The 26,685-nt window shown below is 69.3% G+C and carries 23 protein-coding genes and 2 pseudogenes; 17 read left to right on the forward strand and 8 right to left on the reverse strand.

Annotated features, from left to right (window positions below; genetic code table 11):
* Positions 1-188 precede the first annotated feature (188 nt).
* Positions 189-1,079, forward strand: a complete 891-nt coding sequence (locus ACWFR4_RS38545) for a LysR family transcriptional regulator (protein ID WP_453465463.1) — start codon at positions 189-191, stop codon at positions 1,077-1,079.
* A gap of 152 nt (positions 1,080-1,231) precedes the next feature.
* Here the strand turns inward: ACWFR4_RS38545 and ACWFR4_RS38550 are convergent, their stop codons facing one another.
* The gene (locus ACWFR4_RS38550) at positions 1,232-2,860 is read right to left on the reverse strand and encodes a PucR family transcriptional regulator (RefSeq protein WP_453465461.1); all 1,629 of its coding nucleotides are present in this window, start codon (positions 2,858-2,860) and stop codon (positions 1,232-1,234) included.
* 374 nt (positions 2,861-3,234) lie between these two features.
* On the opposite strand from ACWFR4_RS38550, the gene ACWFR4_RS38555 reads away from it, so the two are divergent.
* The 10 genes from ACWFR4_RS38555 (at position 3,235) to ACWFR4_RS38600 (ending at position 15,778) form a co-directional block, all read left to right on the forward strand.
* Positions 3,235-3,717: a general stress protein gene (locus ACWFR4_RS38555; protein WP_453656391.1), complete on the forward strand. Its 483-nt coding sequence runs from the start codon at positions 3,235-3,237 to the stop codon at positions 3,715-3,717.
* A gap of 53 nt (positions 3,718-3,770) precedes the next feature.
* Positions 3,771-5,669 (forward strand): molecular chaperone DnaK, encoded by a 1,899-nt coding sequence (dnaK, locus tag ACWFR4_RS38560; protein WP_266742421.1) that lies wholly within the window; start codon positions 3,771-3,773, stop codon positions 5,667-5,669.
* 8 nt (positions 5,670-5,677) lie between these two features.
* Positions 5,678-6,289, forward strand: a complete 612-nt coding sequence (gene grpE, locus ACWFR4_RS38565; protein WP_453461084.1) for a nucleotide exchange factor GrpE — start codon at positions 5,678-5,680, stop codon at positions 6,287-6,289.
* A 6-nt stretch (positions 6,290-6,295) separates the two neighbouring features.
* Positions 6,296-7,249 carry a DnaJ C-terminal domain-containing protein gene (locus ACWFR4_RS38570; protein ID WP_453461082.1) on the forward strand — a complete coding sequence of 318 codons (954 nt, stop codon included), beginning with the start codon at positions 6,296-6,298 and terminating at the stop codon, positions 7,247-7,249.
* Positions 7,246-7,653, forward strand: a complete 408-nt coding sequence (locus tag ACWFR4_RS38575) for a chaperone modulator CbpM (RefSeq protein WP_453461079.1) — start codon at positions 7,246-7,248, stop codon at positions 7,651-7,653. Before ACWFR4_RS38570 ends, ACWFR4_RS38575 begins: the two co-directional genes overlap by 4 nt.
* Complete coding sequence (clpB, locus tag ACWFR4_RS38580; protein ID WP_453656392.1) at positions 7,644-10,283, forward strand: ATP-dependent chaperone ClpB; 2,640 nt, start codon at positions 7,644-7,646, stop codon at positions 10,281-10,283. The genes ACWFR4_RS38575 and clpB overlap by 10 nt, the downstream gene beginning before the upstream one ends.
* Positions 10,280-10,741, forward strand: coding sequence for a thioredoxin (gene trxA / locus ACWFR4_RS38585; RefSeq protein ID WP_453656393.1), 462 nt, complete (start codon positions 10,280-10,282; stop codon positions 10,739-10,741). The genes clpB and trxA overlap by 4 nt, the downstream gene beginning before the upstream one ends.
* Positions 10,742-10,841: 100 nt before the next feature.
* The gene (locus tag ACWFR4_RS38590; RefSeq protein ID WP_453461071.1) at positions 10,842-11,105 is read left to right on the forward strand and encodes a UBP-type zinc finger domain-containing protein; all 264 of its coding nucleotides are present in this window, start codon (positions 10,842-10,844) and stop codon (positions 11,103-11,105) included.
* The gene (locus ACWFR4_RS38595) at positions 11,105-12,841 is read left to right on the forward strand and encodes an FAD-dependent oxidoreductase (protein ID WP_453656394.1); all 1,737 of its coding nucleotides are present in this window, start codon (positions 11,105-11,107) and stop codon (positions 12,839-12,841) included. Before ACWFR4_RS38590 ends, ACWFR4_RS38595 begins: the two co-directional genes overlap by 1 nt.
* 765 nt (positions 12,842-13,606) lie before the next feature.
* Complete coding sequence (locus tag ACWFR4_RS38600) at positions 13,607-15,778, forward strand: FUSC family protein (protein WP_453656395.1); 2,172 nt, start codon at positions 13,607-13,609, stop codon at positions 15,776-15,778.
* 8 nt (positions 15,779-15,786) lie between these two features.
* On the opposite strand, the gene ACWFR4_RS38605 is transcribed toward ACWFR4_RS38600, so the two are convergent.
* Positions 15,787-16,278: a phosphate-starvation-inducible PsiE family protein gene (locus ACWFR4_RS38605; RefSeq protein WP_453461062.1), complete on the reverse strand. Its 492-nt coding sequence runs from the start codon at positions 16,276-16,278 to the stop codon at positions 15,787-15,789.
* A 113-nt stretch (positions 16,279-16,391) separates the two neighbouring features.
* Here ACWFR4_RS38605 and ACWFR4_RS38610 point away from each other — a divergent pair.
* Positions 16,392-16,655, forward strand: a pseudogene (locus ACWFR4_RS38610) (type III effector protein); the annotation flags it as partial.
* A gap of 205 nt (positions 16,656-16,860) precedes the next feature.
* On the opposite strand, the gene ACWFR4_RS38615 reads toward ACWFR4_RS38610, so the two are convergent.
* Positions 16,861-17,898: an acetate/propionate family kinase gene (locus tag ACWFR4_RS38615; protein WP_453461060.1), complete on the reverse strand. Its 1,038-nt coding sequence runs from the start codon at positions 17,896-17,898 to the stop codon at positions 16,861-16,863.
* A 751-nt stretch (positions 17,899-18,649) separates the two neighbouring features.
* Here ACWFR4_RS38615 and ACWFR4_RS38620 point away from each other — a divergent pair.
* The 5 genes and pseudogenes from ACWFR4_RS38620 (at position 18,650) to ACWFR4_RS38640 (ending at position 22,450) form a co-directional block, all read left to right on the forward strand.
* A pseudogene (locus ACWFR4_RS38620) lies at positions 18,650-18,981 on the forward strand (plasmid stabilization protein).
* 382 nt (positions 18,982-19,363) lie between these two features.
* A complete protein-coding gene (locus ACWFR4_RS38625) occupies positions 19,364-19,519 on the forward strand; it encodes a DUF6131 family protein (protein WP_227291662.1) in 156 nt (51 codons plus the stop codon).
* A gap of 370 nt (positions 19,520-19,889) precedes the next feature.
* Entirely contained in the window at positions 19,890-20,855 is a 966-nt protein-coding gene (locus ACWFR4_RS38630) for an LLM class F420-dependent oxidoreductase (protein WP_453461057.1), read from the forward strand.
* 102 nt (positions 20,856-20,957) lie between these two features.
* Complete coding sequence (locus tag ACWFR4_RS38635) at positions 20,958-21,632, forward strand: HAD family hydrolase (protein WP_382626601.1); 675 nt, start codon at positions 20,958-20,960, stop codon at positions 21,630-21,632.
* A 239-nt stretch (positions 21,633-21,871) separates the two neighbouring features.
* Positions 21,872-22,450, forward strand: a complete 579-nt coding sequence (locus ACWFR4_RS38640; RefSeq protein ID WP_453461054.1) for a dienelactone hydrolase family protein — start codon at positions 21,872-21,874, stop codon at positions 22,448-22,450.
* A gap of 393 nt (positions 22,451-22,843) precedes the next feature.
* Here ACWFR4_RS38640 and ACWFR4_RS38645 read toward each other — a convergent pair whose 3' ends face one another.
* The 5 genes from ACWFR4_RS38645 to ACWFR4_RS38665 form a co-directional block, all read right to left on the reverse strand.
* Complete coding sequence (locus tag ACWFR4_RS38645) at positions 22,844-23,242, reverse strand: sensor histidine kinase (RefSeq protein ID WP_453656396.1); 399 nt, start codon at positions 23,240-23,242, stop codon at positions 22,844-22,846.
* Positions 23,243-23,631: 389 nt separating this feature from the next.
* Complete coding sequence (locus ACWFR4_RS38650) at positions 23,632-24,483, reverse strand: helix-turn-helix domain-containing protein (RefSeq protein ID WP_453656397.1); 852 nt, start codon at positions 24,481-24,483, stop codon at positions 23,632-23,634.
* Positions 24,484-24,507: 24 nt separating this feature from the next.
* On the reverse strand, positions 24,508-25,035 hold the full coding sequence (locus ACWFR4_RS38655) for a DUF6879 family protein (RefSeq protein ID WP_453656398.1): 528 nt from the start codon (positions 25,033-25,035) through the stop codon (positions 24,508-24,510).
* Positions 25,007-25,267: a hypothetical protein gene (locus tag ACWFR4_RS38660; RefSeq protein ID WP_453656399.1), complete on the reverse strand. Its 261-nt coding sequence runs from the start codon at positions 25,265-25,267 to the stop codon at positions 25,007-25,009. Before ACWFR4_RS38660 ends, ACWFR4_RS38655 begins: the two co-directional genes overlap by 29 nt.
* Positions 25,268-25,635: 368 nt before the next feature.
* Positions 25,636-26,544, reverse strand: a complete 909-nt coding sequence (locus ACWFR4_RS38665) for an NAD(P)-dependent oxidoreductase (protein ID WP_453656400.1) — start codon at positions 26,542-26,544, stop codon at positions 25,636-25,638.
* Positions 26,545-26,685 lie beyond the last annotated feature (141 nt).

Consider the following 26,685-nt stretch of genomic DNA (forward strand, 5'->3'; position numbering starts at 1 on the left):
TGCTGAGATCGGATGGGTCGGGTCGTCGGGAGCGTCGGCTGTGGGACGGCTCAGCGGCGTCGGAACGGCAGGCAGGGGTACCCCTCCTCGGGCGGAAGTGGATGGCGCTTTCCATTCTCCTGACCAGCCGGGATCAGTGCCAACGAATGTTTTTGCTGGGCTCGAGCACTGTGAGTGATACTTCTCGTGTGGAGCTACGTCAGCTGGAGCAGTTCATCGCGGTCGCCGAGGAGTTGAGTTTCACGCGTGCCGCCCGACGGCTGCACGTGGTGCAGTCCGGGGTGTCCGCCGCGATCCGCTCCCTGGAGCGCGAGCTCGGTTGCGCGCTGTTCGAGCGCACGTCGCAGCAGGTCCGGCTCACCGGGGCGGGCGCGGCGCTGCTGCCGGAGGCTCGGGCCACCCTGCACGCCGCCGAGGCGGCCCAGGACGCCGTGCGCGCCGCACAGGACACGCTGCGCGGCACGGTGAATGTGGGCGCCATGGCCTCGGTCGAGGTGGTGGACCTGCCTGCGCTCCTCGGACAGCTGCACGCGCTGCATCCGGCGATCGACGTCCGGCTGCGGCTGGCGACGACCGGATCGGCGGGACTGGCGCACGCACTGCTCAGCGGGGACCTGGACGTGGCTTTCCTGTCGCTGCCCGAGCACAAACCCGCCGGGATCGACGCACGGGAGCTGGCCACCGTGCCGCTCGTCCTGGTGGTGAGCGCCGCCCATCCGCTCGCGCAGCGGGGGGAGGTGGCACTTGCGGACCTTGCCGTGGAGCCCTTCGTGGACTTCCCGCCGGGCTACGGCAACCGCGAGGTGGTCGACCGGGCGTTCGCGGTGGCGGGCGTCGTACGCCGGGTGGCACTGGAAGTGCCCGACATCGACATGGGGGCGGCACTGGTCCGGCACGGTCTGGGCATCGCCTTCCTGCCCGCGTTCGCCGTTGCCCGTACCCCCGGCCTGCAAGTCCTGGACGTCCACGGCACCATGCTCCGCTGGAGCATGTATCTCGGCACGTCGTCGACCCGGCGACCCAGCTCGGCCCTGCGGGCGCTGCTCGAGCTGGTCGACCTCCATGTCATCGCCCTGTGACGCGCGGGCCGCGACCCGGGCGTCTCCCGTCGGTGGTGTCCGGCCCTCTGTGCTCGCCTGGCTCCGGCCGCGACATCTGTCGCAGCATCCGCTGATGCTCAGGCGGCCGTCGTGTCGTCCACAGGCGAAGGCGGCGTCGGTTCAGCGGGGCATCAGCCAGGTCCGCCCAGCACGATGGTCCACACTCGGGTCGCCACCTGGAGGTTGAGGCGGTCCTCGACGTTCGCGAGGTCGTTGCCGCTGATGTCGCGGATGCGCTGGAGCCGATAACGCAGCGTGCTGCGGTGGATCGCGAGGGATTCGGCGGTCTCGTCGTAGTTGCCGCCGCAGTCGAAGTACCGGGACAGGGTCTCCACCATGGCCGTATGGTGCCGGGAGTCGTAGTCGATGAGCTGCCCGAGCCACTCGTGGACGAATGTCTCTAGTTCCCGGTAATCGTTGCCAGGTCCCAGTACGCGGTAGAGGCCGAGCTCGTCGAAGAATGTCGTGCCGTAGCGCTCGTGGGAGTGGCGGCGTACTTCCAGGGCGCGCTGCGCCTCCTGGTAGCGGTGGGGGATGTCGTCCAGGGAGTCGCACAGGGCGCTCACCCCGATCGTCCCGGACCGTGTCCCGGTCTCCCGGGCGAGCGCCTCGTACAGCGCGCGGGCGTGCGGCCTGTCGTCGGCGACCAGGACCACGTGGTCGGAACGTCGGGTCAGCAGCGAGCGCATGCCCACGGCAGAGGCCGCTCGGCCCACGGTCTGCGCGAAGGAATCGTCCGCAGTGCGGTTCGACCACTGCACCACGACGATGTAGTGGCTGCGGTGCAGGTCGTGTCCGACTGCCTCGGACCGGGCGTAGGCGCTCGCCTCGTCCGTCCCTGCCAGGAGGTCGTCGACCAGCTCGCGGTGCAGCCTCAGCTCCACTTCGGCCAGATTGCGCAGGTGTGCGAGCTCCAGGGCGAGCGACGTGGCGGCGTGTTCCAGCGCGAGCACAGTGTGCTCGTCGGCCTCGCCTCGGGCATCGACCAGGGCCAGCACCCCCAGGATCTCGCCGTGCGGGCGGATCAGGGTTGTCAGCCGGTCCTTTATCCGCACCGGCCCGACCTCCCGGGCAACGGCGCGCAGCATTTCGTCCCGGCGCACGGGGTCCGGCTCCGGATAGGGGTCCGGGCGGCTGGGGCCGGTCCAGGACCTCAGCCGACCGAAGCGGTCTTCGACCAGCGCGGGGAGTCCGGTGAGCTCGTGCAGTGCGCGGGTGATGGCTTCCTCGCCGCCGCCCGAGGCGGCGACGTCGGCCATGAGGGCGTGAATGGCACGCTGGCACCTCAGCTCAGCGACGACGGAGATCAGCTGCTGCTGGAGGGCCGTCCGTTCCTCCCTCAGCCGGTGCAGCTCCAGCGCGTCCTCGCGTTGGTGGCGGTGTGTGAAGGCGGCTGACATGGCATCAGCGGTGTGCCGGACGAGCGTGGCGAGTAGGGAGCGCTCGGCCTCGGTGGGTCGGGAGCGGGACGTCACCACGAGGTAGCCATGGAGTCCCTCAAGTCCGCGTAGCCCCAGAGCCCGGCCCCAGGGTCGGCCGGGTACGGTCACATGGCCGTCTTGCCCGGCCAGCTCCCGCACCCTTCGGTCCACGGCCGAGGCATGGGTCTGCCCGTCCCCCGGGTTGGGGACCAGGTCGCCTTCGACGCTGAGGTAGCCGGCCTCGGCGCTGTATGGCCCTGCGGCGGCTATGTGGTCCATGGCCAGGCGCAGGATCTCGCCTTCGTCGCGGGTGTCGGACAGTGCACTGAAGAGCACCATCAGTTCGTGGAGGGCATGATCGGTGGGGGTTGGAACGGGGTGGGCGGAGCCCTCTCCCCGTGGCCGTGGACTGCCGCCCGGCGCTGCCCCGCGGAAGGCTGCTCTCCCGGTCGGGCAGCGGCGGTAGAGGTTGTGCGCCCGGCTGCCAGACATGGGATTCCTCCCTTCCCGGAGCCCTCAGAGAGGTGGCAGCGACCGTTCCTGTGCGCCTCCCTGCCCAATTTACCCGTGATGTCCGGAGTCTTCGTCTCGTGCTCGCAGGGCGACGCGCTCCGCTGCTCTTTGACCTGCCAGGTGCAGGCGTAGAGCTGCTCGGTTTGCGAGTCTGGGACCTGCTAGAGGCCGTCGTGCACACAGTCAGGAAGGACTGGGCGATGACCGAGCAGCCTTGTAGGCCGGTTGCCGCGTACGAGACGTACCAGGAAGCCGAACGCGCAGTCGACCACCTTTCGGACCCGGGGTTTCCCGTGCCGAGGGTGGCCATCTTCGGCACGGACGTCCGCCTCGTCGAGCAGGGCATCGGCCGCATGAACTACGCCGCGGCCGTCCTGCACGGAGCGGCGAGCGGGCACCTTCCCGGTGCGCTGATCGCCTGGCTCTTCGGCCTGGTCGACTGGCTCGACCACGTCATCTCCGCCCTGCTCCTCGCCCTGTACGGGCTGATCTTCGGAGCAGCTGTCGGCGCGCTGTTCGGCATGCCGGCGCACGCCCTGCAGGGCGTGCGCCGGGATTTCGCCTCGTTCCGCTCGATGCAGCCCAGCAAGTACAAGGTCGTCGTGCACGAGGCGGTCGGCGACGGGGCCGTACGGCTGATCGGCGGGCTGCGGACCACCGGCGGAGGTCCCATCCGTACCTGAACGAACGTGATCCGGAGAGTCGGCGCAGGCCGCCGCACCGGGAGGAGTTCCTCATGGCCAAGGCAGTGGGCATCGACCTGGGCACCACCAACTCGGTGATCGCCGCGTGGGAGGGCGGCGAGCCGTCCGTCGTGCCCAACAGCGAGGGCAACCGCACGACACCGTCTGTGGTGGCCTTCACCGATACCGGCGAGCGCCTGGTGGGCCAGCTGGCCCGGCGCCAGTCGATCCTCAACCCCAAGGGCACCATCTACTCGGCCAAGCGGTTCATCGGCCGGCACTACGACGAGATCTCCGACGAGGCCAAAGCGGTGGCGTACGACGTCGTCGAGGGCGACGGCGGGGCGGCCCGCTTCAAGGTGCGCGACAAGCTGTACGCGCCTGAGGAGATCAGCGCACAGGTGCTGCGCAAACTCGCCGACGACGCCTCCAAGCAGCTGGGGGAGCGGGTCACGGAGGCAGTCATCACGGTGCCCGCCTACTTCAACGACGCTCAGCGCACCGCCACCAAGGACGCCGGACGGATCGCGGGACTGGAGGTGCTGCGGATCATCAACGAGCCGACGGCGGCCGCCCTCGCGTACGGCATGGACAAGAAGGAGCACGAGACTGTCCTCGTCTTCGACCTGGGCGGCGGCACCTTCGACGTGAGCATTCTCGACGTCGGCGACGGCGTGGTGGAGGTGCGCTCCACCGCCGGCGACAGCCACCTGGGCGGTGACGACTTCGACCGGCGTCTGGTGGATTACCTCGCGGACGACTTCCAGAAGGAGAACGGCATCGACCTGCGCCAGGACCCGCAGGCGCTGCAACGACTGTTCGAGGCGGCGGAGAAGGCCAAGACCGAGCTCAGTTCGGTGACCCAGACGCAGGTCAGCCTGCCGTTCATCACCGCCGACGCCTCAGGCCCCAAGCACCTCACGGACTCGATCATGCGGTCCACGTTCGAGCAGATCACCGGCGACCTGGTGGAGCGCTGCCTGGGACCGGTCCAGCAGGCAATGGCCGACGCCAAGGTCGGCGAGAGCGACATCGACGAGGTCATCCTCGTAGGCGGCTCCACACGTATCCCTGCGGTCCAGGCCCTGGTCCGTCGGCTGACCGGCGGCAAGGAACCCAACATGAGCGTCAACCCCGATGAGGTCGTGGCCCTGGGCGCCGCGATCCAGGCCGGGGTGCTCAAGGGCGAGGTCAAGGACGTCCTGCTGCTCGACGTCACACCCCTGTCCCTGGGCGTGGAGACGCGCGGCGGAGTGATGACGAAGATCATCGAGCGGAACACCACCATCCCGGTGCGCCGCAGCGAGACCTTCTCCACCGCCGAGGACAACCAGCCGGCCGTCGATGTGGTGGTCCTCCAGGGCGAGCGCGAGCTGGCCGCCGACAACCGGGTGCTCGGCCGGTTCCAGCTCACCGACATCCGGCCGGCGCCGCGGGGCGAACCGCAGATCGAGGTCACCTTCGACATCGACGCCAACGGCATCCTCAACGTCAAGGCCCGCGACCGGGACACCGGCAAGGAACAGGGCATCACCATCAGCGAGAGCTCCAACCTGGACCGCAGTGAGGTCGAACGCATGGTCCAGGAGGCCGAGCGCAACCAGGGCCAGGACCAGGCACTCCGCGAGGCCGTCGACGCCCGCAACGAGCTCGACGCCGTCGCATACCAGGTCGACAAGCGCCTCGCCGAACTGGGCGACGCAGCGCCGGCACACGAGAAGGCGCGCGCCGAGATGCTCGTGTCCGACGCCCGAGCGGCGGTCAAGGAAGAGGCGGGCGTGGAGCGCGTACGGCCCCTGACCTCCGAACTCCAGCAGGTGCTAGCCGGGCTGACGGCCCATCAGGGCGCCGCCACCACGGACGGCCCCGGCCAGGACGCCGCCACCAGCGGTCCCACGAGCGGCGGTGACGGTGGCGACGATGTCATCGACGCCGAATTCGACAAGGACTGAGGCGCGCCATGCCCCGCCACCCCCAGGAACCCGACCGGGCCGCGTCGGATCCGACCGAACCGGCCCCGGAAGGCGCCGTACGCCCTCCCCACGGGGATCTGCCCCAACCGGGCCCTCCGACCCGGCCGGAAGCAGGGCACGACGAACCGGGACCCGACGCCGCCGGCCCCGCGCCTGCCGAGGACGAGTACACGACCGCGATCCAGGAACTGGAGGACCGCTGGCGGCGCGCGCTCGCCGACCTCGACAACCTTCGCAAGCGCCACGCCAGGGAACTGGAGCGCGAACGGGCAGTCGAGCGGTCCCGCACCGCGGCCGCATTCCTGCCCGTCCTCGACAACCTCGAACTCGCCCTCACCCACGCCGGGGCCGATCCGGGCGCGATCGTAGAGGGCATCCAGGCCGTACGCGACCAGGCGGTGAACATCCTCGAACTGCTCGGCTACCCGCGCCACGCGGAGACAGGCGTCGCCTTCGACCCGGCCCGGCACGAGGTGGTCGGCGTCGTCCAGGACCCCAACGCCGCACCAGACACGGTCGTCGAGGTGCTGCGCCCGGGCTACGGGGACGGCGAAAGGCAGCTCAGACCCGCCGCCGTCACTGTCGCGAAGCGGAAGTGACCGGTCATGGCACGGGACTTCTACGAGGTGCTGGGCGTGTCGCGGACCGCGAGCCAGGACGAGATACAGCAGGAATATCGCAAACTCGCCCGCAAGTACCACCCCGACGTCAACAAGGACCCGGAGGCGGAGGAACGCTTCAAGGACCTCAACGAGGCGTACAGCGTCCTGTCGGACCCGAAGACCCGGGCCCGTTACGACCGCTTCGGCGAGGACTTCCGCAAGATCCCCGAGGACTTCGACGAACGGGTCGCGGCTGGAGCGGGCGGCGGCTTCCACGCTCGGAGGACCGCGGGCGCGGGCGGCCCCCGTGTCCGGTACACCACCGGCTTCGGCGACGATTTCGCAGCGGAGGGTGTCGACATCGAGGACCTGCTCGGCTCGCTCTTCGGAGCAGGCGCCGCACCCGCCGGTGTACCAGGAGCCGACCAGGAGGCCGAACTGCCGCTCACCGTCGAGGAGGCGTACAAGGGCGGCCGTCGCACCGTCACGCTCGCCGGTCCCACCGGGCAGCCGCGGCGCTACGAGGTCGACGTGCCACCGGGTGTCACCGACGGGCAGCGCATCCGGCTGGCGGGCGAGGGCGGCCGGGGCAGTGGGGACGCCCCCGCGGGCGACCTGTACCTGCGGGTGCGTATCCAGCCCCACCCCCGGTTCCGGCTGGACGGCCGCGACGTGCACGTCCAGGTCCCCGTAGCCCCCTGGGAGGCGGCCCTGGGTGCGACCGTCCCGGTGCCCACCCCCGGCGGTGGCACGGCCAAGGTCACGGTGCCCGCGGGCTCGTCCAGCGGCCGACGGCTGCGACTGCGCGGCGAGGGCATGCCGAACCCGCGCGGCGCGAACGGCGACCTGTACGCCGAACTCCGCGTGATGGTGCCGCCCGCCCTCGGCGACCGGGAGCGCGAACTGTTCGAGGAGCTCGCTGCCACCTCCTCGTTCGACCCCAGGAGGATGCGATGAACGACCGACCCGCGGAAGCGGCAGGCATCGGCCGGGCCGGCGTGGGCGACCGTCCGGTACGGACGGGCGCCGACGTCACCGCCTCGACGACTGTCCGGTACGCGCTTGTGGCCGCCCCCAGGCTCTCGCTGGACGCCGTGGCCCGTCGCTCGGGCCTCCACCCCGAACTGATCCGCCGGTTCGTCGCCCTCGGCCTGGTCGACGCCGAACGTGACGCCGCGGGGCACCTGGTGTTCGCCCCCACGGCCCCGGCCGTCCTCGCCCGCATCCAGCGGCTGCGCTCCGGACTCTGCCTCAACTACGCATCCATCGGCCTGGTGCTCGACCTGCTCGACCGCATCAGCCTGCTCGAAGCCGCCCTGCGCGGCCGCGGCATGAGGAGTGAAACACCCCCATGGACATGAACCGTCTCACCCAGAAGTCCCAGGAAGCCCTCCAGGAGGCCCAGACCGCGGCCGTCCGCATGGGACAGACCGAGGTCGACGGTGAACACCTGCTGCTCGCACTTCTCGATCAGGAGGACGGTCTGATCCCGCGGTTGCTGCAACAGGCCGGCACCGAGCCTAAGGAACTGCGCGCGGCAGTGCGCGACGATCTCTCCCGCCGCCCGAAGGTCACCGGCCCCGGCGCGGCGCCCGGCCAGGTCTTCGTCACCCAGCGCCTGTCCCGCCTGCTGGACGCCGCCGAGCGGGAGGCCAAGCGTCTCAAGGACGAGTATGTGTCCGTGGAACACCTCCTGCTCGCCCTGGCAGAGGAGGGCTCGGCGACCGCCGCCGGACGCCTGCTCAACCAGGCCGGCATCACCAGGGACTCGTTCCTGAGCGCGCTCACCCAGGTCCGAGGCAACCAGCGCGTCACCTCCGCCAACCCCGAAGTGGCCTACGAGGCTCTGGAGAAGTACGGCCGCGATCTCGTCGCCGAGGCCAGGGACGGCAAGCTCGACCCGGTCATCGGCCGGGACGCAGAGATCCGCCGCGTCACCCAGATCCTCAGCCGCAAGACCAAGAACAACCCCGTCCTCATCGGCGATCCCGGCGTCGGCAAGACCGCCATCGTCGAGGGCCTGGCCCAGCGCATCGTCCGCGGCGACGTGCCCGAAGGCCTGCGCGACAAGACGGTGTTCGCCCTCGACATGGGCTCCCTGGTGGCCGGCGCCAAGTACCGCGGTGAGTTCGAGGAACGCCTCAAGGCTGTGCTCAGCGAGGTCACGGCCGCCCAGGGGCGCATCCTGCTCTTCGTCGACGAACTGCACACCGTCGTCGGCGCGGGCGCCGCCGAAGGGGCCATGGACGCGGGCAACATGCTCAAGCCGATGCTCGCCCGCGGCGAACTCCACATGATCGGAGCCACCACCCTCGACGAGTACCGCAAGCACATCGAGAAGGACGCCGCCCTCGAACGCCGCTTCCAGCAGGTTCTGGTCGACGAGCCGAGCGTGGAGGACACCATCTCCATCCTGCGCGGACTGCGCGAACGCCTGGAGGTCTTCCACGGCGTGAAGATCCAGGACACCGCGCTGGTCTCCGCGGCCACCCTCAGCCACCGCTACATCACTGACCGGTTCCTGCCCGACAAGGCCATCGACCTCGTCGACGAGGCGTGCGCCCGGCTGCGTACCGAGATCGACTCGATGCCCGCCGAACTCGACGAGATCACCCGCCGCGTCACCCGCCTGGAGATCGAGGAGGCGGCCCTGTCCAAGGAGACCGACCCCGCCAGCAAAGCCCGCCTGGAGGAACTGCGCAGGGAACTGGCCGACCTGCGCGGCGAGGCCGACGCCAAACACGCCCAGTGGGAGGCCGAGCGGCAGGCGATCCGCCGCGTGCAGGAACTGCGCCAGGAACAGGAGCAGGTCCGCCACGAGGCGGAGGAGGCCGAACGCGCCTACGACCTCAACCGCGCCGCCGAACTCCGCTACGGCCGCCTCCAGGACCTGGAGCGCCGACTGGCCGCAGAGGAGGAGCAACTGGCCGCGAAACAAGGGCAGAACCGGCTGCTGCGCGAGGTCGTCACCGAGGAGGAGATCGCCGACATCGTCGCCGCCTGGACCGGCATCCCCGTCAGCCGTCTCCAGGAGGGCGAACGCGAGAAACTGCTGCGCCTCGACGAGATCCTGCGCGAGCGCGTCATCGGCCAGGACGAGGCCGTCAAGCTCGTCGCCGACGCCATCATCCGCGCCCGCTCCGGCATCCGCGATCCTCGCCGCCCCATAGGCTCGTTCATCTTCCTCGGCCCCACCGGCGTCGGGAAGACCGAGTTGGCCAAGACCCTCGCCCGGGCCCTGTTCGACTCGGAGGAGAACATGGTCCGCCTCGACATGAGTGAGTACCAGGAGCGGCACACCGTCAGCCGGCTCATGGGCGCACCGCCCGGATACGTCGGCTATGAGGAGGGCGGCCAGCTCACCGAGGCCGTACGCCGCAAGCCGTACTCGGTTGTGTTGTTCGACGAGATCGAGAAAGCGCACACCGATGTCTTCAACACCCTGCTGCAGATCCTCGACGACGGCCGAATCACCGACGCCCAGGGCCGCACGGTCAACTTCCGCAACACCGTGATCATCATGACGTCCAACATCGGCTCCGAGCACCTCCTCGACGGCGCCACCGCCGAGGGCGAGATCAAGCCGGACGCCCGCGCCCTGGTGATGGGCGAGCTGCGCGGGCACTTCCGCCCCGAGTTCCTCAACCGCGTCGACGACATCGTGCTGTTCAAGCCCCTCGGCGAGCGGCAGATCGAGCGGATCGTGGATCTGCAGTTCGACGAGCTGCGGCAGCGGGTCGCCGAGCGCCGCATCACCGTTGAACTCACCGACGCAGCACGGGAGTTGATCGCCCACCAAGGCTACGACCCGGTGTATGGGGCCCGGCCGCTGCGGCGCTACATCTCCCACGAGGTAGAGACACTGGTCGGGCGTGCCCTGTTGCGCGGCGACGTCCAGGACGGCGCGACGGTCCGCGTCGACGCCGAGCACGGAGAGCTGGTGGTCACCTACGACCAGCAGGAGGGGGCCCGGGAAGCGAGGGCGGCGTGAACACCACCCGCACGACGACGGTGACCTGCCCGAACTGCGGGCGAGACAACCGGATTCCCGTGGCCGCCGAGGGCCGCCCCAAATGCGGCCACTGCAAGCATCCCCTGCCCTGGATCGTCGACGCGGGCGACGACGACTTCGCCGAGATCGCCGACAACGCCACCACGCCTGTCGTCGTCGACCTCTGGGCCACCTGGTGCGGCCCCTGCCGCATGGTCAGCCCCGCCCTCGAACAAGTCGCCCGCGATCTCGCCGGACGGATCAAGCTCGTCAAGGTCGACGTCGACAAGAACCCACGGCTCAGCCGGCGGTTCGAGGTACAGGCGGTGCCGACCCTGCTCGTCCTGGACCAGGGCGAGACGGTCGCCCGGCAGGCCGGCGCGGCACCCGCGCACGTCCTGCGTGAGTGGGTCGAAGAGGCCATGGCGGGTCGGCAAACCGCCGCGGGAGAACGGTGAAACGGGCCGGTGCCGCCCCCGACATGTAGCTGCGCCGCTGAGTGGAGGAGACCACCGCGGGCCGCAGCTGAGCAATCCCATCCACGGAAGGAGAACCCCAATGGCCACGATTCACGACCCGCACCTGGCGATGGTGCGCCCAGTGACGCCGCGTACCCCGGAGGGTTGCGAGGAGTGCCTCTTGGAGCGTTCCCCGTGGGTGCACCTGCGGCTCTGCCTCACCTGCGGGCACGTCGGCTGCTGTGACTCCTCGCCCCTCAAGCACGCCAGGCGACACGCGGGCAGCGCCGGTCACCCTATTGTCCAGTCCTTCCAACCGGGAGAGGACTGGCGCTGGTGCTACGTCCACGAGGCCATGGTCTGATGAGCGCGGCCGAGCACAAGCATGGTGCGGTCCGCGAGACACCGGACCAATACGGGGCGTTCCCACGCCTGACACCGGGGCAGCTTGAGGATTTGGCCGCGCACGGTGAGCGCCGCAGGACCGCCGAGGGCGAGGTGTTGTACCGCGAGGGCGAGCCGTTCCGGGAATTCCTCGCGATCCTCAGCGGGACCGTCGAGATCCTCCACGACCACGGCGGGCCCGACGAGCGCACGGTGGCGGTGCACGGGCCCGGCAGGTTCCTGGGCGAACTCGGGCTGCTGGAGGGCCAGGCGGCATTCGACACCGCCGTGATGCGCGAGGCGGGCGAGATCCTGGCCGTACCGGTGGAGCGGCAACGCGCCCTGGTCGGCCACGACCCCGTCCTGGGCGACCTGATCCTCCGCGCTTACCTGGGCCGCAGGTACCTGCTCATCGGCCTCGGCGCCGGCTTCCGGATCCTGGGGTCGTGTTACTCACCGGACACGTTGCGGCTGCGTGAGTTCGCCGCCCGCAACCGACTGCCCCACCGCTGGTTGGATCTGGAGAAGGACAAGGAGGCTGAGGCGCTTCTGCGTCGGTTCTCCATCCGTCCCGAGGAGACTCCGGTGGTCCTCTGGAAGGACGAGTGGGTGCTGCGCAATCCGAGCAACGCCGAACTCGCCCGGCTCATCGGGCTGCCCGCCCCATCGCCGGACGCCGGGCGGTGCGACGTGATGGTGGTAGGTGCGGGCCCCGCGGGACTCGCCGCCGCCGTGTACGGTGCCTCCGACGGCCTCACCACGGTCACCGTCGACGCCGTGGCCACCGGAGGCCAGGCCGGTACCTCGTCTCGCATTGAGAACTACCTTGGCTTCCCGTCGGGCATCTCCGGGGGCGAGCTCATCGAACGTGCGGTGCTCCAGGCCCACAAGTTCGGTGCCCGCCTCATGGTGCCGGCCCAGGTCAGCGGGCTCACCTCGCAGGACGACGAGTACGTCGTCACCTTCACAGACGGGTCCCAGGCGCGGGCGGGCGCCGTGGTGCTCGCCTCGGGCGTGTGGTACCGCAGGCTCGAGGTGCCCGGCATCGAGCGCCTGGAGGGCATCAGCGTCTACTACGCGGCGACGGTCCACGAGGCGAGTCTCTGCCAGGCGGATCCGGTCGCCGTGGTCGGTGGTGGGAACTCCGCCGGGCAGGCGGCGCTGTTCCTCGCTAACCACGCGTCCATGGTCCATCTCCTCGTCCGGGGCGGTGACCTCAACGCGGACATGTCGCGCTACCTGGTGGACCAGGTGGAACGGCACCCGAAGATCGAGGTGCTGCTCCACACCGAAGTCCGAGGCGTCTCCGGGGAGGAGAAGCTGGAGTCGCTGATCGTGGAGGACAACGCAAGCAGTGAGCGCCGCGAGCTGCGTGCCGCGGCGCTGTTCGTGTTCATCGGGGCCCGGCCGCACACGGATTGGCTCAGGGGCGTGCTGGCCCTGGATGAGAAGGGCTTCGTCCTCACCGGCGCCGACGCGCAGGCGGCGGCCGACGCGACCCTGTGGGACTCGCTCGGCCGTGGTCCGTTGCTGCTGGAGACCACCCTTCCCGGGGTCTTCGCCGCCGGCGACGTCAGGAGCGGCTCGGTCAAACGGGTGGCCTCGGCGACCGGTGAGGGTGCCATTGCAATCCGGCTCGTGCATGAGCACCGGGAAAAGACGGGCAACCTGGTCCGCACTGCGGACCCCGAGAGGCATCGGCCGGTGGGGGACTAGTCCGTGTTCTGGCGCTGACCCTCCCCCTGACGGACCCCGTAGGCGGCCCGACCCACCGCACGGTCGTCCTCCCAGCGGGCGCCCAGCGCACCGCCGACGGTTCCCATAGACGAAATGAACGGAGCGAGGGAGAGGTGTGCCCGGCATCGGGCCGGTGCCACGACGGCCGGGCGCAACTTCGGTGTACGAACGCCGCGGTGACATGGACGAGCACGAACAGCGTGTCGTAGAGGCAGGTGATGCCGATGAACAAGGCGATCACGGTAGCGAGGTCGGGCAGGCTTGGCTTGCTGCCGGGCGATAGCCGACCCAGCGTGGTGATCGACAGCAGGGTGACCACCGCGTCGCGGAGCGGCCCCGCGAAAAAGGGTGACCCGCCAGATGTCGGTGCTGACGATGCCGAACGCCGCGGTGGCGAACACGCCAGCGAGCGCTCGGGAGAGGTCGGTGGACAGCAGCCAGGGACGGCTGACGCGGACCGTCCAGCCCGGCAGCCACAACCGCCCGCGGATGCCGGCCAGGACGTAGTGCTGTGCCTCGCAGGTGTTCTGGATCCTTCCGGGTGGCAGGTAGTTGCCGGACTCCGGGATCAGCGCTCCCATCACACCTATATGCCGTCTTGTTTGGATCACCGGATCATTGGTCCGGGTGTGTTGTGGACCGGCGCGAAGTGGGCGCGGATCGAGGCGTTACTCCCGGGCCGGACACCGAAGCGCGTTGGGTGGTGGCGCGACCCGGCAGGGCGTTCCGGCTAGGCTCACACCCGTGAGGTGGCTGCGGGCCTTCGGGGAGGTCGTGCGATCCGGGCTCCGGATCGAGGAGACGCGGCTGGAGCCCCTGCTAGCGCTGCGCACGGCCGCTGGGGTGGCGATCGTCATCGGGCCGGCGCTGTGGCTGATCTCTCCTGAGTACGCCGCGTCCGCCGCCCTCGGTGCCTACTCCGCGGGTGGGGCCACCTTCCAGCGCACCTGGCGTCCACGCAAGGTGATCGCTCTCAGCGCGGGCGCGGGTCTGGCGCTCAGCACCTTCGTGGGCTACCTGGCGGCGGGGCGACTCGTGACGTTCCTCCCCCTGCTGGCCGTATGGGGCTTCGTCGCGGGGATGGCGTGGGCCGTCGGATCGACCGCTGGGATCGTCGCAGCGACGACGGTCGGCAGCATGCTGGTGACCGTCACGTTGCCCACGAGCGTCGGGCGAGCCCTGGAGCACGCCGGGGTCATCGCGCTCGGAGGCGTGGTGCAGGCCATGCTGATCTTGCTGTTCCCGATCCGGCGTTGGGGGGCGCATCGTGACGCGCTCGCCGACGCCCTGGCCGCTGTGGCGGACTACGCCCGCCGGCTGCGGCACGACCCGACCGCCCCGTTCGACCCGGAGCCGTTGATGACGGCCCGGGACGCGGCCGCCGTGACGCCGTCACAGGCCCGAACCCGTCCCCCCGTCCTCCACGGCCCCCGGGGCCTCGCCGAACGCATTCGGCCGGTCGTCGCCGTGCTCGCCGACCCGGACGTCGGCGCCCCGGCGGAGGGTCCCGGGCGGGACCGCGCGCGGGAGTTGCTCGACGCGGCCGCCGACGTCCTGGACGTCGCCGCCCGTTCGATCCGCCGCGGCGTTCCCGCCGAGGTGCCGCCCAGGAGCGCGGACGTCCTGCGCGTCGATGAGGAGCACGAGGTGCTCGAGGGGCCCGCGCGGCAGGCCGCCGAGCGGCTCGTGGAACTGCTCGGCGAGGCGTTGGAGATCGCCGGGAGCGGCGGCGGGAAGAGGCCCACGCAGCCCGGCCCAGCGGGCTCTCAGTTCCTGGTGCGCCCGACCATGTTCCGGCTTGTCCCGGTCGTCGTCCGGGCGGTCCGCCGTGAGCTCCGTGGGGACTCGCCCGTGTTCCGGCACGCCGTCCGCCTGGCGGCGGTGGCCACGCTCGGCTATCTGATCGCCGCCCAGCTACCCCTGGGCCACGGCTACTGGGCGCCCATCGCGTCGGTGATGGTGATGCGGCCGGACTTCCACCGGACGTACGCGCGTGCGGTGGCCCGTCTCGCCGGGACCCTGGCGGGGGTCGCACTCGCCACCGGGATGGTGCGGGCCCTGGGCCCGGACGCCCATGTGTTCGGCGCGCTGGCGGTTGTCTCGGCGGGCCTGTCGTACACGCTGAGCCGTACCGGCTACGCCTACTCCCAGTGCTTCACCGCCGCGTACGTCGTCTTCCTGCTTGGTATGGGCGGCCAGGCGTGGGAGCAGACGGTCCCGGAGCGGGTGGTGCTCACTCTGCTCGGCGGGGCCCTGGCCATGCTGGCGTACGTGGTGTTCCCCGCATGGGAGACGCCCCGGCTGGCGGGCCGACTTGCGGACTGGCTCGCCGCCAACGGCCGCTACGCGGCCGCGGTGCTCCGCAGCTACGCCGATCCGACCCGGGAGCATCGCGCCGACATGCGCAGGGCACTGCTGGCGAGCAGGGAGGCACGTGCCGCCTGGCAGGAGGCCTACGACCGGGCAAGGCAGGAACCGGTCCGCCCCAGGGGCCTGACGTCGCGCGAGGCGGAGGAGGCGCAGGAGGCGCTCAAGGGGTTCGGCCGGGCGGCGATGCTCATGGAGAGCGACGTCCTGCGGGCTGACAGTCGTTTCGTTCCCGAGGCGGAGCGGTTCGCCGAGGCCCTGGAGGCGGACACCGCGCAGGCGGCAGTCGATGTGCGTGAGCACAGGAATCCGGACTGGGGGCGCGTGGAGGAGGCGCTCCACGCGTGGGAGGGCGCTGCCGACGGGGACCGGAGTCCGGTGGTGCGGCGTGGGGCGGAACTGCAGAAGCGGGCCTTGGAAGACCTCGCGACGGCGGTGAGCCGCACACCCCTGGAACGGGACGTCGTCTCTGCTCGCGAGGAGCAGCGGGTGCGGGCGGCCGTGGAGGCGGAAGGTGATGGATCAGGACCCGCGCACCGGGATGGGTGACGGCCCGGCTACGGGGCCTCCGGGAGCGGGAAGTAGTCTCCCGGCCGCGTCGAGCGCCGCCACACGTACACCGCTGTCGCCATCACGAGGATCAGCCCCGCCAGGATGAGCAGTTCGATCCCCTCGACGTTCCACCGGAAGGACTTCTCCGCCTCGGCTGTCACGATGAGCACCCTGCGGATGCCGGCAATCAGGCCAACGACGAGGAACGGCTCCGCGTCGAGGGTCTGGTTCCTGATGGTGAGGCGGACGGTGTGCAGCAGCTCGGCCACGATGAACAGCACAAGGCCGTTGTCCAGGGCGGAGAGAACGACCGCCTCCTCACTGTATGGCCCCTGGATCGACCTGATGACGTCGTGGACGACCCCGACGGTCAGGAGCCCCGCGAGCAGTACAAGGAGCGCCGCGACGACGAGGTGGATGCCGTCCTCGATGAGCTGCAGGAGGCCCTGCACCCGGCCGCCCTCGAACTTCGGGAGAATAGGTCGCACAGTCAGCATGCTAGGCGTTCTCCGGCCCGCAGGCGCGATGTGCTGATGAACGGGTGGACGAGCTGATCGCTCCCTTTGAGGGCAGCCTGGGGGAAGGGGCGAGGCGTGACATCGCCGGGGCCCAGGCCAGCCGCGAACGCTGCGCCGCCGACCGCACCCAAGCCGAATGGGCCCGCTGCAACGCCGCCGACCTGCGCCGCGTCGCCCGCCAGATCACCGCCCTCACCGACCTCCCCCGCCGCCCGCCACCCGCTCGACCAACTCCACGCGGCCCTCGCCCTCACAACGACCCCGCTGACCTCATCCACCCCCTCAACGCCACTCGCCCCCACCTGACCACCGCCCGTTCCGACCTCGCCGCCCGACTCGACACCCGTGCGGTGCCGGCCGATGCGCGCGGACAGCAGGCTGCAGGCAAGGGCGCCGATCACGGCGCCGAGCAGGATCGCGGCGGCGATCACCTGCTTCATGCCATTCCCGATGTGGAATCCCTTGGAGATCTGCAGCAGTCCGCCGGAGATGATGGTGCAGGAGGCCGGTTCTTTGCGCGGCCAAGGCGAGTGTGGATGTGCCGGCAGTTGCCTTGGCCAGTCACATGCCGAGCACCCGTCGGGTCTCGGCGGCGATCTGCTGTGTCTCGCCGGTTGCGACCACGAGGACCGGGACACCTCTCCTCGCCTGATCGATGCGTCGGAGCCCTTCCCGCATCAAATCTTCCAGTTCGGGGACGAGCAGCCCGCCTCGTACACCGAGAACAGTCAGGGCCGAGCAGATCTCCTCGCGTACCTCGGGTTGGTCTTCGCCGATCTCCCCGGTGAAGACCAACGCGTCCAGCCGGTCCAGCGAGGCGGCCATCGAGGCGATGCCCCTGCGGCAGCTGAGTGTGAATGTCGCCAGCGCCAACGCGGCCGCCGCATCACCCTCCGCGCGGGCGCGCACCAGGTCCCGGGTGTCTCCCGAGGTACCGGAGAGGCCGAGCAGACCGGAATGCCGGTGGAGTGTGTCATCCAATTCGTCCGTGCTCAGACCGTGCCGCCGCTGCAGCCACAGCAGCGCGCCGGGGTCGAGGCTGCCGCTGCGCCGGCTCATCACCAGGCCTTCCAGCGGAGTGAGGCCCATGGTGGTGTCCACGCTGCGTCCGTTCCGGACGGCGCAGGCCGAGCAGCCGCCGCCCAGGTGCACGAGCACGACCTGGAGGTTGTCGACGGGGCGGTCCAGGGCCTGCGCCGTCCTCTGGAGTGCCCACGAGTAGGAAAGCCCGTGGAAGCCGTACCGGCGCAGCCCGTATTCGGCTCGCCATCGCTCCGGCACGGCGTACGCGCGCGCCGGAGCCGGCAGATCCTTGTGAAAGACAGTGTCGAAGCAGGCGACATGAGGAATGTCGGGCAGGAGTTCTCGTGCGGCATCGACCACAGGCAGGGCAGGGGTCACATGCAGCGGCGCCAGATCGGCGACGTCCGCCAGCAGAGCCCGTACGCGTGCGTCGATCAGCGTATGACCAGTCAGGTGCGGACCGCTGTGGACGATGCGGTGACCAACCGCCGCAGGAGTGGGCACCTCGCTGAGGAAGTTCCGCAGTTCCGCCGCCGCAGCAGGCCCCGGGGGCTCCGAGGCGTCTCGATCCGCCACCCGTTCACCGCCCGCAGCGAACAGGGCGATGTGAAGGCTCGAAGAGCCAGCATCGAGGACCAGTACGTGACCATCACGGCTCTCGTGGGAGCGGTCAGCACTCATCTGGGAGTGGTCAGCACTCATCACACACCTCCAGTGCACTCGCATCCTCCGGCACGGTGCGCCGCCACGTAGCAACGGGCCCAGTACAGGTTCCCCGCCATCGCTTCGCGCCACTCCGGCAACGCGAACTCGGCAGGGTGCGGACGTCCAGGGACTCAGCGGTGACGGCCTGCCAGGTCGTGCCGTTGATGAACCCGACGGCCGCGGTGGCGAAGACGTCCGCCAGGGCGCGGGACAGGCTCGGGCATCCCGATCCGGATGCCGGAGCGGCTCGCGTGCAGGACCCTGGGGAACACCGCCCAGGGGCGGTTGGCGCGTACCACGCCAACCGCTGGTCCAGCCGTCAATCCGCTATCTGAAGATGACCGGAGAGGCGCGACCGGCCCACCCCATGGGCATAGCCAGGGCGGACCCTGGGACATAGCCGAACTCCGTCACCACGACACTCCTGATCGAGACGCATGGGCTCCTCACCCGAGTGGCCCAGGGGCGCGTGAGGGAACATGCCCTCTCGCACCTCCACATCACGGGCGCGCGGCAACAGCCTGGCGCTCGATCGTCACCGTAGGTGCGTAGGTGGTCGTCCGCGGGCAGCGCACAGGGCCGGACAGGGCTGCTGTAGCGGCACTCGCTCCGTTGGCGTGACCTGGATACCGATGTTTCCACGTCCGAGGCAAGGAGAAGGGAACGTCAGTACGAGCATGTCAAGGAGAGAGCCGAAGACCGCGGAGGCTCGAAGGGGGCAAAGGAGATCGCTGCCCGCACGGTCAACAAGGAGCGTGCGCGGTGGGGGGAGTCGAAGTCGGCCAGCAAGACCCCTCCACGCACGACAAGACCTCGCAGCGTGGCGGCGAACGCTCGCACAGCGGCGCGCAGGGACCGGCGAAGGATCAGCTCTACGAGGAGGCGAAGCAGCGCCACATCGATGGGCGCTCGTCGATGAACAAGCAGGAGTTGCGAAAGGCTCTCGGCCGCTGACGCGCGGGCATCGTGTGACGCCTTTGCTCTCAATCCGTCTGGCCCGGACAGGGCGTGCAGTCATGGCCGGGTCTCGACCGGAAGACCCCCGTTGATAGCTGCTGTCAGGCCGTGCTGTGTCCCGAAACCCTCGCTCAACTGCTCGTACGCGTTAGGTTCCGCCGGACAGGCCTAGCGGTTGCCGCAACCGCGATTGAGGGCAGGGAGCGCGCATGACGATGCTGCGTGGAGTGGCGGCGCCGTAGGAATGCCCGCGGAGACGGTCAGGGCCACGAGTCCGAGGGACTTACGCCCACTGGGATGGCATCACCGCGCACAGCACGCGGCTAGTGCCAGACGCGCCTAGGCTGGCTGAAGCGTCACAGTGAAATCGGAGGTCAGAATGGTCGCTCTCGGTGTAATTCTGCTGGTCATCGGCTTCGTCACGGGAATCAGCATCCTGTGGACCATCGGTGTCATCCTCGTCGTCATCGGAGCCATCCTCTGGATCATGGGAGCGGTCGGACACTCCGTAGGCGGACGCAAGCATTACTGGTAACGAGCGCGTCATCACGGGGAGCGCGGCAGGCGCGGAGGGGGCTTCATCCCGCCACCGGAGAAGGAGGCCAGACCATGGCTACGTGCTGCTGTCGCGTGTGCCGGTGACCTCGATGCGGTGTCCGAACCGAACGACCCCGCGGTGCGGTCGGTGCTTCAGGGTTACGTCCGGCGATGTGCGGGATAGCAACACCGCCATCTGCAACAACACCGGGAGCTCCGGCGGCGGATGAGCACGGCATCGGGCCGCGCACCCGGCCTTGGTATCGAGGCGTGGGCGGGTCGGTCGGCCTCTTCTGACGGCGGGTTGCACGGGGTGAACCTGGAACCCGAGGAGTTTTGGACGCGAGGGCTTCGGCAAATCGTGAACCATGGTGCGATTCGGCTACACGATGATGACGGAGCAGGCTGGTCCGAGGACTCTGGTGGACAATGTCGTCGCGGCGGAGCGGGCAGGGTTCGACTTCTCCGTGACGTCGGATCACTATTTCCCCTGGCTCGCCTCGCAGGGGCACGCACCTTACGCCTGGAGTGTGCTCGGTGCTGCGGCTCAGGCCACCACACGCATTCCGCTCATGACGTTCGTGACCTGTCCGACGATTCGATATCACCCGGCTGTGGTGGCCCAGAAGGCGGCCACGATGCAGTTGCTCTCCGAGGGCCGATTCCGTCTCGGTCTCGGGTCGGGGGAGAACCTCAACGAGCATGTGGTGGGTGGGGGCTGGCCGTCGTCCGGTGTCCGTCTCGACATGCTGGAAGAGGCGGTCGAGATCATCCGCGGTCTCTTCGCCGGCGGTGAGCTGAACCATCAGGGCACTCATTTCGACGTGGAGAACGCGAAGCTGTGGGACCTGCCGGGCCAAGCCCCTCCGGTCGGGATCGCGGTCTCCGGGGAACGCTCCTGTTCACTCGCCGGCCGGCTGGCCGACCTGGTCATCGCCACCGAGCCGAAGGCCGAACTGCTGGACGCCTTTGACCGGCACGGAGGGGCAGGCAAGCCGAAGATCGGTCAGCTCCCGGTCTGCTACGACACCGACCGGCACGCCGCGGTGCTCCGTGCTCACGACCAGTTCCGCTGGGCTCTGGGCGGCTGGCCGGTCAATGCCGAGTTGCCGGGCCCGTCCGGCTTCGAAGCCGCAACAACCTACGTCACGCCTGACGACGTCGCAGAGACGATCCCCTGCGGGGACGATGTCGGAGTCTTCGCCGACGCTGTCCGGCCTTACATCGAGGCGGGATTCACCGAGATCGCACTCGTCCAGGTGGGAGGCGACCGGCAGCGCCCCTTCATCGACTGGGCGGAGAAGCACCTGCTGCCCGCACTGCGCGAGCTCTGAACGGGCCAACCCGTGGCTTCGGCCGTTCCCCCTCCCCGACTGCACCGGTGCACGGTGTTTCGCGCCCGTGAACCTCTCTTCCCCGTCCGGAAGGCAATGCTCATGCCACGCGCTGTTCTGTTCGATGTCGACGGAACCCTTACCGACACCAACCACCTTCACGTCATCGCGTGGTGGGAGGCGTTCCGGCAAGCGGGGCACCATGTGGCCATGCGGGACATTCACCGAGCGATCGGACTCACCGCAAGCGATCTCATCGCCCGTCTCCTCGGCGACAGCCGTGACAGGGACGAGGACGAGGCCCTCGCGGCCGCCCATGACACGCTGTACGGCACATGGTTCGACCGGCTCCCCGCTCTCGACGGTGCCCAGGACCTCCTGCGCACCCTCGCAGACCGGGGCTGGCTTGTCGTGCTGGCCACCTCTGCCGGGGGAGCGGAACTCAAGGCTCTGCGGCGGGCAATCGACGCGGATGACGTCATCGCCGGCGTGGCCTCGGCCGATGACGTTGCAGCCGGTAAACCCGCACCCGATCCGGTTCACCAAGCGCTGAAACTCGTCGGAGCGGCCGTCACGGAAGCCGTCTTCGTAGGGGACACGGTATGGGACATGAAGGCAGCCACCGAGGCGGGCGCAAGGGCCGTAGCGCTACTGTCGGGCGGCATCCCTCGCGCGGATCTCGAAGAAGCCGGAGCAGCCGCCGTCTACCAGGACCCTGCAGACCTTCTCTCGCATCTGGATTCCAGTCTGATCGCGGAGTACGAGCACCGCGCCTGACGCACCGTCTCGATGGAGACGCTGCTACGCGTATGCGGGCGACCGCCGCTTGCAGGGCCGCGATCATGATCTGGCGGCATCGCGGCTCACGCAGAATGCCTACGAGGCACGGTCTGGTGCCGTCTCTTTCGGCAAGCACTGCGACCTGATCCTGTCCAGCCGCGGCCTGTGGATGTCAGTGTTGCGGGCCATACTCGTGCCGCGGCGCCGCCCGGGCGCCGCAGCACGAGGGGAGCGACATGGCTGAGGTGCTGGTCTTCCACCATGGACACGGGCTGACCGCCGGCGTTCGCGAGTTCGCCGAGCAGTTGCGACGGGCCGGACACATCGTCCACGCCCCAGACCTATACGAGGGGCAGGTATTCGACAGCCTCGAGGAAGGCGCCGACTACGCCGAGAACGCCGGGTTCGACACGATCACCGCGCGCGGAACCGCCGCCGCCGACGGGCTGCCTTCAGATCTCTTCTATGTTGGCTTCTCGCTCGGCGTCCTGCCAGCACAGAAGCTGGCCCAGACCCGACCCGGGGCAAAGGGCGCACTGCTGCTCGAGGCATGCGTCCCGATCTCGGAGTTCGGCGGAGCCTGGCCCCAGGCCGTCCCGGTCCAGATCCACGGCATGGACACAGACCCCTTCTTCGCCGGGGAGGGCGATGTGGACGCCGCCCGCGCGCTCGTCGAGACGGCGACGGATGCCGAGCTGTTCCTCTACCCGGGCGACAGCCACCTGTTCACCGACAGCAGCCTGCCGTCCTACGACGAACAGGCCGCAAAGCAGGTCAACCATCGGGTGGTCGGCTTCCTCGACCGCATCAAGTAGGGGCATCAACAACCTGCTTCTGTCCGGCTGACGACCGCGCGGCCCGTCCACCGTCCCGGTGGTCGGGCCGTCCCGCGAGACGACCCTGACGTGCTGAAGCAACGATCCCAACTCGCCTTCGTGGACATATAGTCTATGAATCGCCGCAGTTCAGAGCCGGTATTCGAGCTCCTGCGGTCGGTAAACTCAACGAAGCGGCCGAGAGCGCCGACCCCTCAGACTGATGTGCCTGTTCGGCATCACCGAGCAGACCGCGACGCGCAACGTCACCGTCGCCCACCCCGAGCGCACGGCCAAGCTGCCCCGGTAACCGGAGCACGCGCGTCAGCAGCCGTTGTTGCGGTCCGGCGTACGGAAGCCGTGCGCGGGTCGTAACTGCCGCCAGAAAGGACGTCAGGAACTTGTGGTGGGAGCGCTTTCAACCGTGTGCTCGCGTGGCGAACCCGGCTCGCCGGCGCCCGGGAGAACGAGAGCGGCCTCCACCCCTCCGGCAGGGCTTTGGCCGAGATGGAAGGTGCCGTGGTGGAGGTGAGCCTGCTGGTCGACGAGCGCGAGGCCGAGGCCGGATCCGGGCGCACGTGTTCGCGTGCCGCGGGTGAAGCGCTCCTTCATGGAGTAACGCTGGTCGGGAGGGATGCCAGGCCCGTCGTCGCCGATGGTGATCCGCACGGTGCTCCTGCCGGTGTCGTGGGTGAGGTGGATGTCGACGGAGCCGTCGGGGCGGCAGTGGAGGACCGCGTTGTCGAGGAGGTTGTCCACGGCCAGGCACAGGCCCACGGGCCAGCCCGTCACCGTTGCGGGGTGACGGCCATCGGGCGGTAGGGACGTCGGGGTGGCGTCGGGACGCGTGAGTTGCGGCTTCGTTGAGGAGCTCACCGAGGTGGACGGGGGCGCGTTCGGGCAGGGCGTGGGCGTCACCGCGAGCCAGGGTCGGGAGTCCAGTCAGCAGGGCGGTGCTTGAGCATGGCTCCTTGCATGCACGTTTACGCGAACTACTACACCGAGCCCGGGGAACCGGACCGTGCCGTAGGAAGTCGTCGACAGGGCCTGAAGCCTATGGCTGTCTTCCTGCACGCCAGACTTGACGAAGAACAGCAGTTGCGGAGTAAGTTCGCGCGCACCCATGTCGGCCGCTGGTTCGTGCTCACACTCTGAGCTACCCGTCACACGAGTCCGCAGGGTCAGCCCAGCGCGTCAATGGCCTTCACGATCAGTGCTCGCGCGTCCGCGTCATAGACGGCCATGCTGCGCAGGTGTTCGAACGTCTCCAGATACTGAGCGATCTCGCCTGGCTGCGTCACATTCACTTCGCCGGAGACCAGCTCGACCGAGACGAGCCGGTTGTCGTAGATGTGGAACGTCTCTTCGGGCCAGTGTGAACGGCGGGCCGCCATCGGGATGATGCCTAGGGAGACAGCAGGCAGTGCGCCCGCGGTGAGGAGGTAGCCGAGCTGCGCGGCCATGGCAGCCGGGTCGGCCACCTGGCAGTACAGCACCGCTTCTTCAATTACCACGACGAAGTGGTGCCCTTGCTCGTGGACGATGCGTGAGCGCTCGATCCTGGCATGCGCGGCCTCCGCGCTGTCGTCCTCGGGCAGGTGGTGAATGCTCGCTGCCATGCCGAGGACGGCGAGCGCGTAGCCCTCGGTCTGGAGCAGGCCGGGCACGAGGCTTGAGGAGTACATGCGGAAGCATTGCGTCTCGCGGAAGGTCCGTGTGCGGCTCTCTTGGATGGGCTTCAGCCCGGTGCGGACCTGGTCGCGCCACTGCCGGTACATCGATTCGGCGTTGACGGACTGGATGACGAGGTCCTGTGCCTGGTCCTGCGCACGGACGGCAGCGCACCACATGCGGATATCGGTCGCTGAGGGCCCGGTGAGGGCATTCTCGATACGCGACGTCTTGGAGTAGTGCCAGCTGCACGCGGCAGCCAACTGCACGACCGTCAGGCCGGCTTCCTTACGGAGGTCGCGCAGCCGATGGGCGACGGCTTCGCGCGCGGCCTGGGCGGATGAGGAAGGGGAGGCGGGCATGGGCTGGCTGCCGGTGCTTTCTGATCAGCGGATCTGGTAGAGGTCGTGAGGGACGGCGCGGCTCCAGACAGCGTCGAACGCCTCGGCGCACAGCTTCGCGGCGCCGCGGTCCTCGGAAATCTCGTGGCCGACTACGGCCCCGTCACCGGAGAAGTAGCCCCACCGGATCACTTGGTCGTCAAACAGCCAGAAGTCATTTCCGGGCAGCGCGATGTCCGAGGCGCATTGGCGTGGAAGCCAGCGCACTTCTTCGCCCGCATGCACGTTGACGACGGTCGAGGCGTGCTCGTAGCGGATGTAGTCGGTGACCGGCTCGGACACGATGCGGGCGCGCCGCACCGAGACGCCGCGCGCGACGGTCTGCGAGACGAGGCTGACCCAGGGCGCCCAGTCCAAGGAGGCCGGGTCGGTGTCGAGGCGCCCGGTTTCCATCCATGACCGGAAGTCGTCGGCCTCAGCGGCGGTTCCATACTGGTCCCGCATTTCAAGGTGCACGGCGGATCGTGAGCATCCGCCCATGAGTTCAGCGATCGTCGGCACGCTCGGCGACATCGCAAGCCTCCCTGATCATGTGCACCATCCTCGCGGGGATACGGATCACGGCCTCCTCGTCCGGGATTCCCACAGCGTGTCCCGGTACCTCGAACGCTGCACACTCGGCTTCAAGTCCAGGGCTGGGCTTCCAGCCCTGGAAGACGAGTTCGTGATTCTCCTGGTCGACCCAGACGGTGGGAGAGTTTGCGGTCTTCGTGTCTGGGTCGATCCCGATGAACCGTAGCGGCATGCCTATCTCCGATCACGTGATGTGCATTCCTTTGCACCACCGTCAGGCAGACGGGGTAGCCGGTCAAGAGCGCAAACGCGACATGCCCACAGCTAGAAACGTCATCGTGCAAACATCTGCACATCGCTGGCTGTGCTGCACAGCACACACCTAGCGTCGGGAAGCACAACAAAGCCCGGCGGCCGAGCGAAGGGCTCCAGGGCCGGCCGACACCACCGGGAGCGTCGTCATGGCCGAGACTACGGACCACACCACAACGGCAAGAGGCGCAACGGGCCTCGCCGCGGAATTCCTTGCACCGCTGCTGCTGGACCCCGAAATGCTCACGGAGCCTCAGATCCGGGGGCGAGACTGCGTATGGTGCGCGGTCACCCTCGGCGCCGATTCAGCCATCGAGAGAGTACGAGGCCGTCGAGGTCGCGGGCCGGGTCGTCGGCGGCAACCGGTTCGTTCGGCCATACGTCGATGCCTGCGAGGAGGCGTCCGCGTGCGACGTGGTCGAGCAGGGCTGGGTAGTCGACGACCGGGGCGCGGCTGACCAGGACGAGGCGGGCGCCGTCCGGCAGCAGGGCGAGTTCGCGTTCCCCGATCAGGTGGCGGCTGTCGTCCGTGGCGGTGGCCAGGACGAACACGAAGCGGCTGCGGGTCAGGGTCTCGTCCAACGAGGCGGGGAGCACGCCGTGTTCGCGCAGGACGCCGGGCGGCAGCCAGGGATCGTAGACGCGGAGGGTGGGCCTGAAGGGGGCGAGGAGCCGGTTCAGGCTGCGGCCGAGGTTGCCGAAGCCGACCAGGCCCACGTCGGAGCCGTGCAGCAGGACGGCGTCGGCGTTGCCGTCGGATACGTACCGTTCCTGTCCGGCGCGGAAGGCGCGGTCCTCGCGGCTGATGCCGCGGGCCAGGTCGAGGGCGAGTGCGAGGGAGTACTCGGCGACCGCCTGGGCGTAGGCGGGCCCGCAGCCCAAGACGTGGATGCCGCGCTCGAAGCAGGTCGCGTAGTCGACGTTGGGGAAGAAGTTTCCCTCGACGTTCAGCAGAGCCCGCAACTTGCCTGCGGTGGCGAGCCGTTCGACCGGCAGGTCGGGCTGTCCGACGATCGCGAAGGCGTCGGGCAGTAACTCCTCCAGGGCTTCTTCGGCGGGGTCCTTCTCCAGGTCCACCACGGTGAAGCGGTCACGGAGCGAGTCCAGGGCGGCGGGGGTAAAGATGCGGTCCGTGCGCTGCGGGGCGGGGCGCAGGACCACCACGGGTTTGGCGGGGCTGGAGGACGGGGTGCTCACAGAACTCCTCGTGTGGGTACGGACATACGGGCATCGGCTCGTCGGTCGTGACTCGGCACTCCGGGCTCCGGGGACCTGGGGGCGAGGATGTCGTCGGCCGCTTCGTGCGGGATGGGTCCGTTGGCGTCCTGAGGTCGCGTA

Source organism: Streptomyces sp. NPDC055140 (assembly GCF_053607285.1).

Bases quoted from the DNA above. Each gene is read 5' to 3' on its own strand.
- ACWFR4_RS38550 (WP_453465461.1), bottom strand. From the start codon at position 2,860: ATGGTGCTCTTCAGTGCACTGTCCGACACCCGCGACGAAGGCGAGATC.
- ACWFR4_RS38555 (WP_453656391.1), top strand. From the start codon at position 3,235: ATGACCGAGCAGCCTTGTAGGCCGGTTGCCGCGTACGAGACGTACCAG.
- dnaK (WP_266742421.1), top strand. From the start codon at position 3,771: ATGGCCAAGGCAGTGGGCATCGACCTGGGCACCACCAACTCGGTGATC.
- grpE (WP_453461084.1), top strand. From the start codon at position 5,678: ATGCCCCGCCACCCCCAGGAACCCGACCGGGCCGCGTCGGATCCGACC.
- ACWFR4_RS38570 (WP_453461082.1), top strand. From the start codon at position 6,296: ATGGCACGGGACTTCTACGAGGTGCTGGGCGTGTCGCGGACCGCGAGC.
- ACWFR4_RS38575 (WP_453461079.1), top strand. From the start codon at position 7,246: ATGAACGACCGACCCGCGGAAGCGGCAGGCATCGGCCGGGCCGGCGTG.
- clpB (WP_453656392.1), top strand. From the start codon at position 7,644: ATGGACATGAACCGTCTCACCCAGAAGTCCCAGGAAGCCCTCCAGGAG.
- ACWFR4_RS38590 (WP_453461071.1), top strand. From the start codon at position 10,842: ATGGCCACGATTCACGACCCGCACCTGGCGATGGTGCGCCCAGTGACG.
- ACWFR4_RS38595 (WP_453656394.1), top strand. From the start codon at position 11,105: ATGAGCGCGGCCGAGCACAAGCATGGTGCGGTCCGCGAGACACCGGAC.
- ACWFR4_RS38605 (WP_453461062.1), bottom strand. From the start codon at position 16,278: ATGCTGACTGTGCGACCTATTCTCCCGAAGTTCGAGGGCGGCCGGGTG.
- ACWFR4_RS38625 (WP_227291662.1), top strand. From the start codon at position 19,364: ATGGTCGCTCTCGGTGTAATTCTGCTGGTCATCGGCTTCGTCACGGGA.
- ACWFR4_RS38630 (WP_453461057.1), top strand. From the start codon at position 19,890: ATGGTGCGATTCGGCTACACGATGATGACGGAGCAGGCTGGTCCGAGG.
- ACWFR4_RS38635 (WP_382626601.1), top strand. From the start codon at position 20,958: ATGCCACGCGCTGTTCTGTTCGATGTCGACGGAACCCTTACCGACACC.
- ACWFR4_RS38640 (WP_453461054.1), top strand. From the start codon at position 21,872: ATGGCTGAGGTGCTGGTCTTCCACCATGGACACGGGCTGACCGCCGGC.
- ACWFR4_RS38650 (WP_453656397.1), bottom strand. From the start codon at position 24,483: ATGCCCGCCTCCCCTTCCTCATCCGCCCAGGCCGCGCGCGAAGCCGTC.
- ACWFR4_RS38655 (WP_453656398.1), bottom strand. From the start codon at position 25,035: ATGTCGCCGAGCGTGCCGACGATCGCTGAACTCATGGGCGGATGCTCA.
- ACWFR4_RS38660 (WP_453656399.1), bottom strand. From the start codon at position 25,267: ATGCCGCTACGGTTCATCGGGATCGACCCAGACACGAAGACCGCAAAC.